We start from the raw sequence: 15,486 nt of genomic DNA on the forward strand, positions 1-15,486 counted from the left end.
ATCTATCCATAGAATAGTTTGTATTTTTACCTTTCGAAAAAGAAAAAATTTATGAGTAAAGGTGTACTTCTTGTCAACTTAGGTTCTCCCGATAGTACTAATCCAAAAGACGTAAAGAAATATCTTGGTGAATTTTTAATGGATCCTAGAGTTATTGATGTTCCATTATGGGCAAGGACGTTATTGGTAAAAGGAATTATTCTGAATACGAGGCCAAAAAAATCCGCAGCTGCCTATAAAAAAATATGGTGGGATGAAGGTTCTCCGTTAATTGTCCTTTCAGAAAGATTGCAGAAAAAAGTTGCAGAAAGAACTCCCATTCCAGTTGGTTTGGCAATGAGATATGGTTCTATGAATATCAAAAAAGGATTGCAAGAACTGAGCGAAAAAGGAGTTGATGAAGTTTTAATTATTCCATTATATCCGCAATTTGCAATGGCAACTACTGAAACCATTTTGGTACTTGCAGAAGAATTACGAAAAGAACATTTTCCTCATATGAAGTTCGCAGATATACCTGCATTTTATAACAAACCGGACTACATAGAAGTATTGTCAAAAAGTATTGCAGAGAAAATTAAAGATCTGGATTACGAACATTTATTATTTTCATATCACGGTGTTCCTGAAAGACATATTCGCAAAAGCGATATTAGCAACGGAAACTGCAAAATGGACGGAAAATGTTGCTTTAAAAAAGGATCCGTACAACACGAGTTCTGTTATCGCCATCAATGTGAGATGACTACAGTACAAGTAGCTAAAAAATTAGGTCTTAAAAACGGTACTTATTCTACCTCGTTTCAATCCAGGTTAGGATTTGATCCTTGGTTACAACCATATACAGATAGAACGATAGAAAGAATGGGGAAAGAAGGCATTAAAAAAATGGCCATTGTCACTCCTGCCTTTGTATCTGATTGTCTAGAAACCTTAGAAGAGATAGCTATGGAGGGAGAGGAAATTTTTCACGAAGTTGGAGGAAAAGAATTTACTACAATTCCTTGTCTAAATGATCGCGACGACTGGGCTGATGTAATAGGAAATTGGGTACATGAATGGGTAGAAGTTAAAACTCCTGTCCTGTAATGGCAAAAGTAAGCTCTGAAGCTTTAGGAACACAGCCTATTGGTAAACTTCTGATTCAGCAGGCAGTTCCTGCATCTATTGGAATATTAGTCATGTCGTTGAACATGATCGTGGATACGGCTTTTTTAGGAAACTGGATAGGAGGACTCGCAATTTCGGCAGTACAAGTAGTAATTCCTTTTACCTTTTTTATAGGAGCCATCGGTTTAGCAATTGGTATTGGTGGTAGTTCAGTATTGTCAAGAGCTTTAGGTTCTGGAGATCAGGATAAGGCTTTACGCGTTTTTGGAAACCAAACAACACTTACTTTTTTAATTTCTGGTTCATTAGCGCTAGTAGGATTAATTTTTCAAGACTTTTTTATTAGTTTTCTTGGGGCTGACGACTCTTTTAAAGAGTACGCTCTTATTTATTATAGAATTGTTTTGTATGGAATTGTTATGCTATCCATGTGTATGATGGGTAATAATGTTATTCGTGCAGAAGGTAAACCTAAATTCGCAATGGTAGCTATGATATTACCGGCTATTGGTAATATTTTTCTAGACTATCTTCTTATCAATGTAATGGGATATGGTATGGAAGGTGCGGCTTGGGCTACTTTTATTAGTTATGCAATTTGTTTTGGCTTTATTCTTTGGTTTTTTATTGCTAAAAGTGAACTAAGACTGAATTTAGAGTGTATTAAATTAAAAAAGAAAATTGTAAATGAAATAAGCGGTTTAAGCTTTGTTACCCTAGCAAGACAAGGTACTATTGCTGTACTTGGAATCCTTTTAAACAATGTCCTTGGTAACTATGGTGATGAACTAGATATCGCATCTTACGGAATTATAAGAACCGTACTTATGTTTGCCCTGTTTCCCGTAATAGGAGTTAATCAAGGATTTATGCCCATTGCCGGATACAATTATGGTGCTGAAAAATTTCAAAGAGTACGAGAATCTATCAATACTTCTATCACTTATGGAGGAATATTAGCAATTTTAATATTTATTATTATCATGGTGTTCCCTCAAGAATTTATTTCAATTTTTGTAAGTACGAAAGAATCACTCGCTCCCGACACGCTAGCAGATAACAAAGAAATTCTAAGACGAACTCCTTCGGCATTAAGATTAGTATTCCTGGCAACCCCAGTGATTATAGTACAACTTATAGGATCTGCTTATTTTCAATCCATAGGAAAAGTAATCCCTGCACTATTACTAAGCCTTACTAAACAGGGGTTCTTCTTAATTCCGCTAATCCTAATATTACCCCCATTTCTTGGAGTCTTAGGAGTTTGGATTGCATTTCCGATAGCAGATGTACTCTCTACAATTCTTACCGGATATTATCTAAATAGAGAAGTTAGAAAAAACTTAGCTGCTCCAAAAATCACTTAATAACTATCCTTAAAAACCAGGTTGAATAGAAAACAGAAATCAACTAAGGTTAAATTTACGTGAAAATCTTTCTCAATAGCCATTTATTCCAGATTTTAGTGGACCATCAAATCTATTTATCATGAATTTTCGTGTTAGAGCGTAAACTATAAACTCAACTAAATGTACTCAAGAATCATTAAACTCACATTACTTGCCTTTCTTTTGATTGGGAATTTTTCATCATTAAATGCACAAACTTATAATGAAGAACTATACGATGCACTCGAATATCGATTAGTTGGGCCTTTTAGAGGAGGACGAAGCGCAGCAGTAACCGGAGTTCCTGGCAAACCAAATCTATTTTATTTTGGTGCTACTGGTGGTGGTGTTTGGAAAACTACAGATGGTGGTCGTAGCTGGTCAAATATATCTGATGGGTTTTTTGGCGGATCTGTGGGTTCTATTTCAGTTTCTAAAAGTGATCCAAATGTTATTTATGTTGGTGGTGGCGAAAAAACACTTCGTGGTAATGTATCTTCTGGTTATGGAGTTTGGAAAAGTGTTGATGCAGGAAAAACATGGATCCAATCAGGTCTTCCTAAAAGTAGACATATACCAAGAATAGCAATACATCCTAGCAATCCTGATATCGTATATGCCGGAGTTCTTGGAAACATATACAAACCAACTCAAGATCGCGGGGTTTATAAAAGTATTGATGGTGGAAAAACGTGGAACAAAGTTTTATTTGCCAATCAGGATGCGGGAGCAGTTGATCTTACATTAGACCCTAATAACCCAAGAATTTTATATGCTTCTACATGGAACGCAAGAAGAACACCCTATAGCTTAAGCTCTGGAGGAGACGGTTCTGCTTTATGGAAAAGTACGGATAGTGGAAAAACATGGAAAGAAATTTCTAAGAATAAAGGATTCGCAAAAGATACCTTAGGGATTATGGGAGTAACCGTTTCTCCTGTCAATAGTGAAAGAGTTTGGGCAATTGTAGAAAATAAAGAAAAAGGCGGTGTCTATAGAAGTGATGATGGTGGTGAAACATGGAGCCAACTTAATAGCGACCGAAGTCTGCGCCAACGTGCTTGGTATTATACCCGTATTTATGCAGATCCAAAAGATAAAGATGTGGTATATGTAGTAAATGTATCCTATCATAAAAGTAAGGATGGCGGTAAAAACTTTAGCAGTTTCAGAGCACCACATGGAGATCATCACGATCTTTGGATTGCCCCGGAAAATCCGAAACGTATGATTATGGGTGATGATGGTGGCGCACAAATAACTTATGATGGTGGAGAAACCTGGAGTACCTACCATAATCAACCTACCTCTCAGTTTTATAGAGTAACAACAGATAATAGTTTCCCATATAGAATTTATGCGGCTCAACAAGATAATTCTACCATTAGAATTAATCACAGAAGTACAGGATGGTCCATTTCTGAAGATGATTGGGAATCTACAGCTGGTGGAGAATCTGCTCATATTGCTATAGATCCAAAAGATAATGATATTGTATACGGAGGTAGTTATGATGGTTTCTTAACCAGAGTAAATCATAAAACAGAAACCGTAAGATCCATTAGTGTATGGCCAGATAATCCAATGGGACACGGTGCTGAGGACATGAAATATCGCTTTCAATGGAATTTCCCGATCATGTTCTCTAAACACAACCCAAATAGACTATACACGTTTTCGAATCAGGTCCATGTAACTGAAAACGAAGGACAAAGTTGGGAAGTAATCAGTCCAGACCTAACCAGAAATGATCCAAGCAAACTAAAATCTTCTGGAGGCCCTATAACTCAAGACAATACTTCAGTTGAATATTACTGTACCATTTTTGCTGCTGCAGAAAGTCCTATTAAGGAAGGTTTATTATGGACAGGAAGTGACGATGGCTTAGTTCATATAAGTCAAGATGGAGGAAAAAACTGGACCAATGTAACCCCTAAAGGGATGCCAGAATGGATGATGATTAACAGTATAGAACCAAGCAGCTTTGATCAAGGCACTTGCTATATAGCTGGAACACGCTATAAATCTGGAGATTTTGCGCCATATCTATACAAAACCACTAATTATGGTCAATCCTGGATAAAAATCACTACAGGAATAGATAGTGAACACTTTACTCGTGTACTTCGTGCCGACCCAAAACGTAAAGGACTACTATACGCAGGTACCGAAACCGGTATGTATATTTCTTTTGATAATGGCTTAAATTGGAAGTCATTTCAATTAAACCTTCCAATCGTACCTATAACTGATCTAGTAATTAAAGACAATAATCTGGTTGTAGCAACACAAGGAAGAAGTCTTTGGATCATTGATGATCTAACGGTATTACATCAACTCAACAATAGTTCTAAAACTCAGGAAAACATCTTGTTTAAACCTAAGAATACGTATAGAATGCGTGGTGCTAGTCGAAAAGGTTCTAAAACTGAAGGAACTAATCATCCAAGTGGTGTTATTACGTATTTTAATCTTAAGAATTTTGACAAAGAAAAAGATACTATTTCACTGACTTATTTTAACACAAAAGGAGATACTATCAAATCCTTTAGCACCAGTGCAAAAGAGAAAAAAGATAAACTAGTTGATCTAAAAAAAGGTGCGAATCAGTTTAACTGGAATATGCGCGGAGATGGTGCCGAAAAACTCACAGGAATGATTTTATGGTGGGCAAACCTTGATGGTCCTAAAGCTGTTCCTGGTAATTATAAGGTGAGTTTAAATGTAAACGGAACAGCAATTTCACAACCATTTACTATTCTAGCAGATCCAAGAGCAGAAGCCACTAAACAACAAATGCAACAACAGTTTGATTTTATTACAAGTGTAAACAAAACGGTGGATAAGGCTCATCAATCCATCAAAAAAATCAGAAAAATCAATACACAACTGAAATCTTTTACAACACAGTATAAGGACGATGAAAAAACAAAGGATTTAGTGACGAAAGCAAAAGATCTACAAAAACAGTTTGGTGAAATTGAAAAAGCACTGTATCAAACTAAAAATCGTAGTGGTCAGGATCCTTTAAATTTCCCAATAAGATTGACGAATAAACTTGGACATTTAAATTCATTGGTCGGAATGGGAGACTTTGGACCTACAGCTCAGGATATTGCTGTGAAAAATGAATTAACCAAACAAATTGATGAGCAACTAATCGCTTTTGACAAATTGATTTCTGAAGAAATAAAAAACTTTAATGCAGAATTCAATACCTTGAAGTTGAATTATCTTTTTGTGGAAGAAGGAAATAAATAAGAAATCATTTATTTCTTATCTTTGATGTATGAATATGGACGCGAGAAAATTAGAGTTAATTCAACTTATTATGGATTGTTATAATCTTGAAATACTTAATAAGATCGAAAACACTTTAAATGAGATTCAGGATAATACGGTTTTGGAACCTAATCAAGTTTACAAAACAGACTCATTGGATTCCGTTTCTGAATCCCACTATATGCTTTTAGAAGAGGATCGCAGAAGACATCTCAATGGTGAAATAAAAGGTTCCACATGGGACGAAGTAGAAAAGCGGCTCAGGAAAAAATATGACCTATAAACTTATTCTAAAACCTAGAGCAGAATTAGAATTAGAAGACGCTTTGGAGTGGTACAACTCTAAGTCCAAAGGATTAGGCTTTCGGTTTTTAAATAGCGTAAGGTCGGAAATCTCATATATTCAGAAATTTCCAAAGCATTTTCAGATTTCAAAATACTCTTTTCGCCAAGCTCCAATCCCGCGATTCCCGTTTATTGTTGTCTTTGGTATTGAAAACGATACAATAATCATATACTCAATTTTTAATACGCATCAAAATCCTACGAAGAAACCTAAATAATGCAAGAATACTATAACTACATAAAAGCCCTGCACCTTATCTTTGTGATTACCTGGTTTGCAGGGCTATTTTATATCCCCAGATTGTTTATTTATCAAATTGAAGCTTCTCAAAAACCCTCTCCTGATAAAGAAATATTAGGTAGTCAACTAAAACTAATGGCTAAACGCCTTTGGTATATTATCACCTGGCCTTCGGCCATTTTAGCAACGACCTTTGCTATTTGCTTATTAGTTTTAAGACCTGTTTTGCTAGAATTACCTTGGATGCATGTGAAATTAGGGTTTATTATTTTACTTTTTATCTATCACCTAAAAAGTCACCAAATTTTCAAACAACTTCAGGTTGGGGTTGTAAAATGGACTTCTAATCAAATGAGATTATGGAATGAAGGAGCCACCATCATTCTCTTTGCTGTTATATTTTTAGTAATCGTTAGAGATGCTGTTAATTGGATTTATGGCGTTATAGGGATTCTTTTACTTGCTGTTTTGTTGATGCTAGGTATTAAATTTTACAAAAGAATTAGAGATAAAAACCCAAATGCATAATACAAACTTAGAATTTTAGAATTATTGAGCTTCTTTCCCAAAACATATACAACTAAAAATGATCAATCTATCACTATCAAACAAGCTGTATCTGATGATGCCGAAGAACTATTAAAGCTCAAACTATCATATCTAAAAAACACCAATAGCTTACCTTTGTTCGCAAGTGAATATCCCAACGATATCGATCAAGAAAAGGATATGATAGAACGGTATCAATTAGAAAAAAACAGTATTATTCTCGTAGCAATTTCCAATGATAGGATTATTGGAAACATAGATCTCACTGGAAGTTGGAGAAAAAAAATGCAACATACTGCAGTTATTGGGATGGGAATTCACACCCAATGGCAAAATCAAGGTATTGGCACTTTATTACTTCAAAATATTATAGATTGGGCAGAAGAAAATCAAATTTTGAAAACCATTTGGTTAGAAGTTTATGCTAACAATGTATCAGGAATTGCTTTATATAAAAAAATGAAGTTTCAAAAATCGGGAATTGTCCCTAATTTTTTTCTTGAAAACGAAGAATTTCTTGATAAAATTATAATGCATAGAAAAGTTTCTAAAAGCTAATACCTCTTGTAAAAACAAGTTTTAAATAAGTTTCATTGGATCCTTCTTTATTCATAATTCTGCATTCGTAATTAGTTTGTATCTTCGTGTAATTTTTTAATCGAGTACTGATACAAGCATATGATCAAATCCATGACAGGTTTTGGGAAGTCAATTCTTCAGCTTCCTACCAAGAAAATCACTATTGAGGTAAAATCCTTAAATAGTAAGAATCTAGACCTCAACGCTAGAATACCTTCTCAATACCGTGAAAAGGAATTAGAAATGCGTAAAACCATCGCCAAAACCTTAGAAAGAGGAAAAGTTGATTTCGGTTTGTACGTAGAGGTAACGGGAGAAGAAAATTCGACAAAAATCAATGAACCTATTGTAAAAGACTATATAAAACAATTAGGGTCTATATCTGCATATGCTAAGCAAGAAGAGTTAGAATTAATAAAAATGGCAGTTCGCATGCCAGATGCATTAAAAACAGAGCGTGCAGAAGTTGACAAAAAAGAATTTGAAGCTATAAAAGGAGGTCTGTCTGATGCTTTGGAGGCTATAGAAAACTATCGGTTAGACGAAGGAAAAGCCTTAGAAAAAGACTTTATTGCCCGCATTAAAAATATCGGTGATTTACTAGAAAAAGTTATTGAAATTGATCCTGAACGTATTGAAGTAGTTCGAGAACGATTACACAAAGCTGTCTCTGAATTAAAAGAGCAGGTAGATGAAAACCGTTTTGAACAAGAATTGGTATACTATCTGGAAAAATTTGACATTACAGAAGAAAAAGTAAGACTAGCGAATCATTTAGAATATTTCACAACTACCCTGAATTCTAAAGATTCTAATGGTAAAAAATTAGGTTTCATAACACAAGAAATTGGTCGCGAAATCAATACTATCGGTAGTAAATCTAATTATGCACCTATGCAACAATTGGTAGTGCAAATGAAAGACGAATTAGAAAAGATCAAAGAACAATTGCTCAATATTTTATAGCAGAAAAACTGTATGAAAAGTTAATTTTTAAATGTCAAACTGAGCCTGCTGAAGTTCTTAAACTTCTGGATGTTAATTGATCTTCAATACGCTCACCCTGACAAGTCATAATTATTTCGACTTTTTGTACAACCTAGTTGTAAAACCAGAAGATATTATGAAACAAGGAAAACTTATAGTACTGTCTGCCCCATCTGGCAGTGGGAAAACTACTTTAGTTAAATATTTATTGCACAATGAGGAATTGAACTTAGATTTCTCAATATCTGCTGCTTCCAGAGAACCACGTGGTGGCGAAATACACGGAAAGGATTATTATTTTCTTTCATTAAGGGAGTTTAAAGATAAAATCAAAGCAGATGAATTTCTGGAGTGGGAAGAAGTATATCGTGATAATTTTTATGGAACGCTAAAAACCGAAGTGCAACGGATCTGGGACAAAGGAAAACATGTAATTTTTGATATTGATGTAGTTGGAGGACTAGATATTAAAAGAATTTATCCGGACAGAACACTTGCTATTTTTGTAAAACCACCAAGTATCGAAGAACTTAAAATTCGATTAAAAAAACGCAAAACTGAGTCTGAAGATAAAATTAATATGCGAGTTGCTAAAGCCTCCACCGAGTTAGCCACTGCTCCACAATTTGATGCTATTGTTACCAATGATGATTTAGAAAAAGCCAAAGCGGAAGTTCTTCAATTAGTAAAGAAATTTATTTTACAATAGGTTAGATAAGGCTCTCTTTAATATGAAAATAATATTTGTCATTCTTCTAAAAAAGCGTAATAAATGAAAACATATTTTTTTATATTTTCAAAAAACCATAGAATTGAAAATATAAATATTTATATTTGAAATATTCAAATACAGATATTATGGATCTTTCTTCTTTTGAACCTGGCATTTTTAAACAACAATTAGAATATAAATCTTTCTCACCGAATTACATCAATCACCCTTGGGTAATCTCTTCAATAGAAATAAATAAATTATTGTCAGAAGCAAATAGATTTGTAGGTGAACTTAATGCTTTTTCTCAAATCGTGCCAAATGTAGACTTCTTTATCTACCTATACATAACAAAAGAAGCAAACAAATCAAGTAAAATTGAGGGAACTCAAACTAATTTAGAGGAAGCCTTAATGAATAAAGAAGACATTAGTCCCGAAAAAAGAGATGACTGGGAAGAAGTAAGAAACTATATTGACGCAATAAATAATTCAATCGAAAAATTAGAGGAACTACCTATTTCTAATAGACTTCTTAAACAAGCTCATAAAATTTTACTTTCAGGTGTTCGTGGTAAGCATAAATTACCTGGAGATTATCGTAAAAGTCAAAACTGGATTGGTGCAACTTTAAGAGATGCATCTTTTATTCCTCCACATCACACAGAAATAAACGAATTAATGTCGGATTTAGAAAAATTTATCCATAATACCGAATTTCAAGTTCCACATTTAATAAAAATAGCAATCATTCATTATCAGTTTGAAACTATTCACCCTTTTTTAGATGGTAATGGTAGGCTAGGTCGACTCCTTATAACACTTTACCTTGTCAGTTCTAAGGTTATAGAAAAACCCGCCTTATATTTATCTGATTTTTTTGAAAAAAACCGACACTATTATTACGACAATTTAATGTCTGTAAGATTAACCGGGAATATGGAACAATGGATAAAATTTTTTTTAGTTGGTGTTATAGAAACCGCAAAAGATGCTATTCAGGTTTTCAAGGATATTCTAAGTTTACAACAAGAAATTGAATCTGCCAGACTTCCTGTATTTGGAACTAGGGCAAAAAAGAATGCAATTAAGCTTTTAGAAAATCTTTATAAATTTCCGGTAGTACCCGATGCAAAATATGTAGATAACTTATTAGGCACATCCTCATCAACTACTAATCGTTTGATTGATAAATTCGTCGAATTAAAAATTCTCTCAGAGATTACTGGATACAAGAGAAATCGTATGTATATATTTAAACCATATTTAGATATTTTTAGTGCAACCGTTGAAAAGAAATCGGATATTTAATAAAATGAAAAAGATAGGTTTATACTTCGGAACATTTAATCCTATTCATATAGGTCATTTGGCAATAGCCAATCACATGGCTGAATATTCAGATTTAGATGAAATCTGGATGGTAGTGACTCCTCATAATCCGTTTAAAAAGAAAAGCTCTTTATTAGATAATATGCATCGTCTAGAAATGGTATATCGTGCTACAGAATCGTATCCGAAACTAAAACCCAGCGATATTGAGTTTAAACTACCGCAACCCAATTACACTGTAAATACATTAATTCATCTAGAAGAAAAACATCCGGATTATCAGTTTAATTTGATTATGGGTGAAGACAATCTAAAAAGCTTCCATAAATGGAAAAATTACGAAACAATTTTAGAAAATCATAACATCTATGTCTATCCCCGAATATCAAAAGGAATAACAGAGCATCAATTTAAGAATCATCCAAAAATTCATAGCATCAACGCTCCTATTATGGAAATATCTTCGACTTTTATTAGAAATGCTATTCCTGAGGGTAAGAATATCAGACCCATACTCCCAAAAGAGGTATGGGAATATATTGATGAAATGAATTTTTATAGATAGAAAAATAGACCTGTCAGGTTTTGGAAACCTGACAGGTCTGAATCTTATCTCAATTTTCAACTATCTTCCAGGGAAATCCGCTTTTCTTTTTTCCAAAAAAGCTGTTGTTCCTTCTTTAAAGTCTTCTGTTCCGAAACAATTACCGAATTCTTTAATTTCAGTTTTAAATCCATTAACACCATCTTCATAAGTTGCATTAATAGCATTAATAGCCGCTCCAATTGCTACCGAAGAATTTCGCATAATCTTACTAGCTAGTTTTTCTGCCAATGGCAACAACTCTTCTTGTGAAACTACGTGATTTACCAAACCGTAATTTAGCGCTTGATTAGCATCAATCATCCCGGCTGTCATAATCATTTCCATAGCTCTACCCTTACCTACTAACTGCGGTAAACGTTGCGTACCACCATAGCCTGGAATTACACCTAGAGACACTTCTGGTAATCCCATTTTAGCATTATCACTGGCTACTCTAAAATGTGCTGCCATAGCCAACTCTAATCCGCCACCTAATGCAAAACCATTAACGGCAGCAATTACTGGGGTGGACAAATTAGCTACAAAATCAAAAAGTAGCTCCTGCCCTTTCGCCGCTAGTTGACCTCCTTGATCAACAGAAAAATTAGCAAATTCACTAATATCAGCTCCAGCGACAAATGCTTTTTCTCCGCTTCCTGTTACAATAATCACCTTAGTTTTAGCATCCTTGTTTGATACATCAAAAGCTTCGTGAAGTTCCTGAATAGTCTCCTTGTTAAGCGCATTTAATTTTGAAGGACGATTTATGGTAATTGTTGTTATACCACCATTATGAGATGTGAGAATATTACTATACATTTTCTATATTGTTTGTTTATTATTTTAAATCTCGTTCGAAGTATAAATAAAAATACATTCCTGCACCAAAATCTTCAACATCCGTAGATACTAATCTCCATCCGTCTTTAGCATAAAAATCTAATTTTTCCTGAATATCTTTAGAAGAAGATTTTAAGATATGTTCTTTATCTAACGTTAGTTTGGAATAATAAATCAACGATTCTAATTTATACTCTTTCATTTTTTTCAAGTGTTTACCGTTCTTTTGGAAATTTCACCTTAAAAACGGTTCCTTTCCCCTCCTGAGATGTAAAGGTAATACTTCCGTTATAGGTTTCCACAATATTTTTTACCATACCTAGCCCTAATCCCATACCACTACTCTTGGTGGTAAATTTTGGCTCGAAAATCATTTTCTTGTTTTCTTCGGTTATCCCCACTCCATTATCTGCTACAGTAATAACAACATCTTCTTTTTCTTCAAAGACATTTACCATAATTTTAGGTGTTTGATCTTCTGATATTGCTTGTATCGCATTCTTGACCAAGTTGGTTACCACTCTTATTAATTGTGTTCTATCAAACTTGGCAATAATCTCTTCCTTTTCTGAAGGAAAAACAATATAATCCTCATTAAAAATGTCTAACGCTAAGCCCACAATTTTCACCACATTTAATGTTTCGCTTTTCTGTGCCGGCATCTGTGCAAAATTAGAAAAAGCCGATGCAATCGAACTCATAGTATCAATCTGCTGGATCAATGTGTCACTGTACTCTTTTACTTTTTGTTCGATATTGGGATCTTTAGGATCAAACTTTCGTTCGAAACTCTGAACCGTTAATCGCATCGGAGTCAGTGGATTTTTAATTTCATGTGCGACCTGTTTTGCCATTTCTCGCCAAGCCGCTTCACGCTCACTTTTAGCCAGCATCGCTGCACTTTCTTCTAACTCATCGATCATACTATTATATGCATTTACCAATGAATAAATCTCATCACTAGAATCTCCTATCCTGATTCTCTTGTTACGTTTATCTAAGCGCGTCTGATCTATAGTGTCTGAGATTGTTTTAAGAGATCGTGTAATATATTTTGATAAAAAATATGCTAATACTATAGCAATTAGCAACATCAATAAATATACTTGACCAAGTCTTTTTAAAGATTCCCACAATTCTCTGGAAAAGAAATTATCATCTTCCAGATATGGTAAGTTAAGTATCGCTAGTGGTTTTGATTTATAATCTTTAATATATGTATATGAGGATAAAAAGTGCTCTCCATTTTTCTCGGAAACTCCCAGGTATCGTTTTTCATATCCGCTACCTAAAGTATCAATAATACGTTGACTTAACTGCTTATCAGTAGTATCATTTACAAAAGTTTCCTCTGATTTAACTAGTAATTTTCCAGATAAATCATAAATATTAACCGGTAGCGTATGCTCTTGAGAAATTTGAGAAATTCTTTTTTTCTCTCTAAAAATCAAAGCAACATTTTCTTCAGTTACAGGATAAGTTGTGCTTCTTAATGCATTATTAATGGCAATTTTAATCCGCTCTTCTTTCCTTTCTAATCGCTCACGATGATAGTCTTCCGCCTCTTCTTTATATTGATACACTGTGATTGCAGCAACCAAGACAGAAGCTAACAAAACTAATACGGTCATGGAAATAAAAATCCTCGTTCTAAGGGAGAGTTTACTGAGCTTCATAGTATTCTTTGAAACGTAAATATAGCAAATATCACACCAAAACAGTCTTTAAAAGAAACCTAGAGTATACATACCCTTCTTCCTTTTATTTAGGTGGAATTGGTTAAATTTACTTAGTTTTGAATCTATGGTCAATGACGCTTTACTTTCTGTTAAAAATATAAATGTCTCTTTTTCTTCTGAGGAAAAGGAAATGCAAGTATTGTATGATATTTCATTTGATATTAATTCTGATGAAATCTTAGGTGTTGTGGGAGAATCCGGAAGTGGTAAATCGGTAACCTCCTTAGCCATTATGGGATTACTTCCATCCAATACAGCAAAAGTATCTGGGCAAATCATATATAATAATCATTCTCTGTTTGATTTGGATACTAAAACATTAAGATCTATTCGAGGTAACGAAATTGCTATGATTTTTCAGGAACCTATGAGTTCTCTTAATCCTTCTATGAAGTGTGGTAAACAGGTTATAGAGATTTTATTACAGCATACGGATTTCTCAAAGTCTGAAGCCAAGGAAGAAGTATTATCATTATTTAAGAAAGTAAAACTTCCTGACAGTATTCGCGCTTATAATTCTTATCCTCATGAACTAAGTGGTGGTCAAAAGCAACGAATCATGATTGCTATGGCAATTGCCTGTAAACCTAAACTACTTATTGCGGATGAACCTACAACAGCATTAGACGTTACCGTTCAAAAAGAAATTATTAGCCTCCTTAAAGATCTACAGAAAGAATATAAAATGAGTATTCTCTTCATTTCTCACGACTTATCCTTAGTATCGGAAATTGCAGATAAGGTTTTAGTAGTTTATCAAGGTAAAATGGTAGAATATGGAACTACATCAGAAATTTTTAATAATCCTCAAAAAGAATATACCAAAGCATTAATTTATGCTAGACCATCATTGGATGTTAGATTCAAAAACCTACCAACTATAGAAGATTATCTCACTGATCAAAAAGCTGAGAGAGCAATTGTCACCAAATCACAAAGAGAACTCCACCACAAAGAATTATACAGCAAATCTCCTTTATTAGAAGTGAGAAATGTAGAAAAAACCTTTTTTTCTAAAGTGGGGTTATTTGGTAAAAAGGAATTTAAAGCTGTAGATGGGGTAAGTTTCAAACTGTATGAAGGGGAAACCTTGGGACTAGTAGGAGAATCCGGATGTGGTAAATCTACTTTAGGAAATACAATTCTACAATTAGATAAAGCTAATAGCGGCGAAATTTTATACAAAGGTCAAGACATAACAAAAATTTCTTCTTCGGAAATTAGAAGTTTAAGAAAAGAGATTCAGTTAATATTTCAAGATCCATTTGCATCTCTTAATCCACGTTTAACAATTGGTAAAGCAATTATGGAACCCATGAAGGCTCATAATCTTTATGATAATAACGCGGAGCGAAAAGAAAGAACCATTAATCTATTAGAAAGAGTTGGATTAGATCCTTCATATTTTAATAGATATCCTCATGAATTTAGTGGAGGACAACGTCAACGAATCGGAATTGCAAGAACCATTGCACTCCAACCAAAACTAATTATCTGCGATGAATCTGTAAGCGCCTTGGACATATCTGTTCAAGCACAAGTTTTGAATTTATTGAATGAGCTAAAAGAAAAGTTCGGATTTACTTATATTTTTATATCTCATGATTTGGCTGTAGTAAAATATATGTCGGATCAGTTATTAGTTATGAATCAAGGTAAAATTGAAGAACAAGGAGATGCGGACAACATCTACGCAAACCCAAAGAAGGAATACACTAAAAAACTAATCAATGCCATCCCCAAAGGTATATAAAGTAAATCAACGTTTTATAAAACCTGTTTCTATTATTAATTCTT

General features: G+C 33.9%; 15 protein-coding genes. 12 read left to right on the forward strand and 3 right to left on the reverse strand.

Annotated features, from left to right (window positions below):
• Positions 1-51: 51 nt before the first annotated feature.
• The 11 genes from hemH (at position 52) to nadD (ending at position 11,089) form a co-directional block, all read left to right on the forward strand.
• Complete coding sequence (gene hemH, locus Q0829_RS10880) at positions 52-1,089, forward strand: ferrochelatase (protein ID WP_298542423.1); 1,038 nt, start codon at positions 52-54, stop codon at positions 1,087-1,089.
• Positions 1,089-2,477 (forward strand): MATE family efflux transporter, encoded by a 1,389-nt coding sequence (locus Q0829_RS10885; protein ID WP_298542425.1) that lies wholly within the window; start codon positions 1,089-1,091, stop codon positions 2,475-2,477. The genes hemH and Q0829_RS10885 overlap by 1 nt, the downstream gene beginning before the upstream one ends.
• Positions 2,478-2,639: 162 nt before the next feature.
• A complete protein-coding gene (locus tag Q0829_RS10890) occupies positions 2,640-5,759 on the forward strand; it encodes a glycosyl hydrolase (protein WP_298542427.1) in 3,120 nt (1,039 codons plus the stop codon).
• Positions 5,760-5,787: 28 nt separating this feature from the next.
• Positions 5,788-6,063, forward strand: a complete 276-nt coding sequence (locus Q0829_RS10895) for a hypothetical protein (protein ID WP_298542429.1) — start codon at positions 5,788-5,790, stop codon at positions 6,061-6,063.
• Positions 6,053-6,343, forward strand: coding sequence for a type II toxin-antitoxin system RelE/ParE family toxin (locus Q0829_RS10900; protein ID WP_298542432.1), 291 nt, complete (start codon positions 6,053-6,055; stop codon positions 6,341-6,343). Before Q0829_RS10895 ends, Q0829_RS10900 begins: the two co-directional genes overlap by 11 nt.
• On the forward strand, positions 6,343-6,894 hold the full coding sequence (locus tag Q0829_RS10905) for a CopD family protein (RefSeq protein ID WP_298542433.1): 552 nt from the start codon (positions 6,343-6,345) through the stop codon (positions 6,892-6,894). Before Q0829_RS10900 ends, Q0829_RS10905 begins: the two co-directional genes overlap by 1 nt.
• Positions 6,895-6,918: 24 nt before the next feature.
• Positions 6,919-7,473: a GNAT family N-acetyltransferase gene (locus Q0829_RS10910; protein ID WP_298542436.1), complete on the forward strand. Its 555-nt coding sequence runs from the start codon at positions 6,919-6,921 to the stop codon at positions 7,471-7,473.
• Positions 7,474-7,593: 120 nt separating this feature from the next.
• On the forward strand, positions 7,594-8,460 hold the full coding sequence (locus tag Q0829_RS10915) for a YicC/YloC family endoribonuclease (protein ID WP_298542438.1): 867 nt from the start codon (positions 7,594-7,596) through the stop codon (positions 8,458-8,460).
• Positions 8,461-8,617: 157 nt separating this feature from the next.
• Positions 8,618-9,190, forward strand: coding sequence for a guanylate kinase (gene gmk / locus Q0829_RS10920; RefSeq protein WP_298542443.1), 573 nt, complete (start codon positions 8,618-8,620; stop codon positions 9,188-9,190).
• 125 nt (positions 9,191-9,315) lie between these two features.
• Positions 9,316-10,503 (forward strand): Fic family protein, encoded by a 1,188-nt coding sequence (locus Q0829_RS10925; protein ID WP_298542446.1) that lies wholly within the window; start codon positions 9,316-9,318, stop codon positions 10,501-10,503.
• Between the two features lie 4 nt (positions 10,504-10,507).
• Positions 10,508-11,089, forward strand: a complete 582-nt coding sequence (gene nadD / locus Q0829_RS10930) for a nicotinate (nicotinamide) nucleotide adenylyltransferase (protein WP_298542449.1) — start codon at positions 10,508-10,510, stop codon at positions 11,087-11,089.
• 60 nt (positions 11,090-11,149) lie between these two features.
• On the opposite strand, the gene Q0829_RS10935 is transcribed toward nadD, so the two are convergent.
• The 3 genes from Q0829_RS10935 to Q0829_RS10945 are packed head-to-tail and all read right to left on the reverse strand — an operon-like array spanning position 11,150 to position 13,626.
• Positions 11,150-11,929 carry an enoyl-CoA hydratase-related protein gene (locus tag Q0829_RS10935; protein WP_298542452.1) on the reverse strand — a complete coding sequence of 260 codons (780 nt, stop codon included), beginning with the start codon at positions 11,927-11,929 and terminating at the stop codon, positions 11,150-11,152.
• Positions 11,930-11,948: 19 nt separating this feature from the next.
• Positions 11,949-12,152: a DUF4177 domain-containing protein gene (locus Q0829_RS10940; RefSeq protein ID WP_298542454.1), complete on the reverse strand. Its 204-nt coding sequence runs from the start codon at positions 12,150-12,152 to the stop codon at positions 11,949-11,951.
• Between the two features lie 13 nt (positions 12,153-12,165).
• Positions 12,166-13,626, reverse strand: coding sequence for a HAMP domain-containing sensor histidine kinase (locus Q0829_RS10945; RefSeq protein WP_298542456.1), 1,461 nt, complete (start codon positions 13,624-13,626; stop codon positions 12,166-12,168).
• A 127-nt stretch (positions 13,627-13,753) separates the two neighbouring features.
• Here Q0829_RS10945 and Q0829_RS10950 point away from each other — a divergent pair, with 127 nt between their 5' ends.
• A complete protein-coding gene (locus tag Q0829_RS10950; RefSeq protein WP_298542459.1) occupies positions 13,754-15,442 on the forward strand; it encodes an ABC transporter ATP-binding protein in 1,689 nt (562 codons plus the stop codon).
• Positions 15,443-15,486: the final 44 nt, after the last annotated feature.

The organism is uncultured Aquimarina sp., from assembly GCF_947492405.1.
Taxonomy (GTDB): Bacteria; Bacteroidota; Bacteroidia; order Flavobacteriales; family Flavobacteriaceae; genus Aquimarina.

Coding starts and splice junctions, on each gene's coding strand:
- gmk (WP_298542443.1), top strand. CDS start 8,618: ATGAAACAAGGAAAACTTATAGTACTGTCTGCCCCATCTGGCAGTGGG.
- Q0829_RS10900 (WP_298542432.1), top strand. CDS start 6,053: ATGACCTATAAACTTATTCTAAAACCTAGAGCAGAATTAGAATTAGAA.
- Q0829_RS10945 (WP_298542456.1), bottom strand. CDS start 13,626: ATGAAGCTCAGTAAACTCTCCCTTAGAACGAGGATTTTTATTTCCATG.
- Q0829_RS10950 (WP_298542459.1), top strand. CDS start 13,754: ATGGTCAATGACGCTTTACTTTCTGTTAAAAATATAAATGTCTCTTTT.
- Q0829_RS10885 (WP_298542425.1), top strand. CDS start 1,089: ATGGCAAAAGTAAGCTCTGAAGCTTTAGGAACACAGCCTATTGGTAAA.
- Q0829_RS10895 (WP_298542429.1), top strand. CDS start 5,788: ATGAATATGGACGCGAGAAAATTAGAGTTAATTCAACTTATTATGGAT.
- Q0829_RS10890 (WP_298542427.1), top strand. CDS start 2,640: ATGTACTCAAGAATCATTAAACTCACATTACTTGCCTTTCTTTTGATT.
- hemH (WP_298542423.1), top strand. CDS start 52: ATGAGTAAAGGTGTACTTCTTGTCAACTTAGGTTCTCCCGATAGTACT.
- Q0829_RS10905 (WP_298542433.1), top strand. CDS start 6,343: ATGCAAGAATACTATAACTACATAAAAGCCCTGCACCTTATCTTTGTG.
- nadD (WP_298542449.1), top strand. CDS start 10,508: ATGAAAAAGATAGGTTTATACTTCGGAACATTTAATCCTATTCATATA.
- Q0829_RS10935 (WP_298542452.1), bottom strand. CDS start 11,929: ATGTATAGTAATATTCTCACATCTCATAATGGTGGTATAACAACAATT.
- Q0829_RS10915 (WP_298542438.1), top strand. CDS start 7,594: ATGATCAAATCCATGACAGGTTTTGGGAAGTCAATTCTTCAGCTTCCT.
- Q0829_RS10940 (WP_298542454.1), bottom strand. CDS start 12,152: ATGAAAGAGTATAAATTAGAATCGTTGATTTATTATTCCAAACTAACG.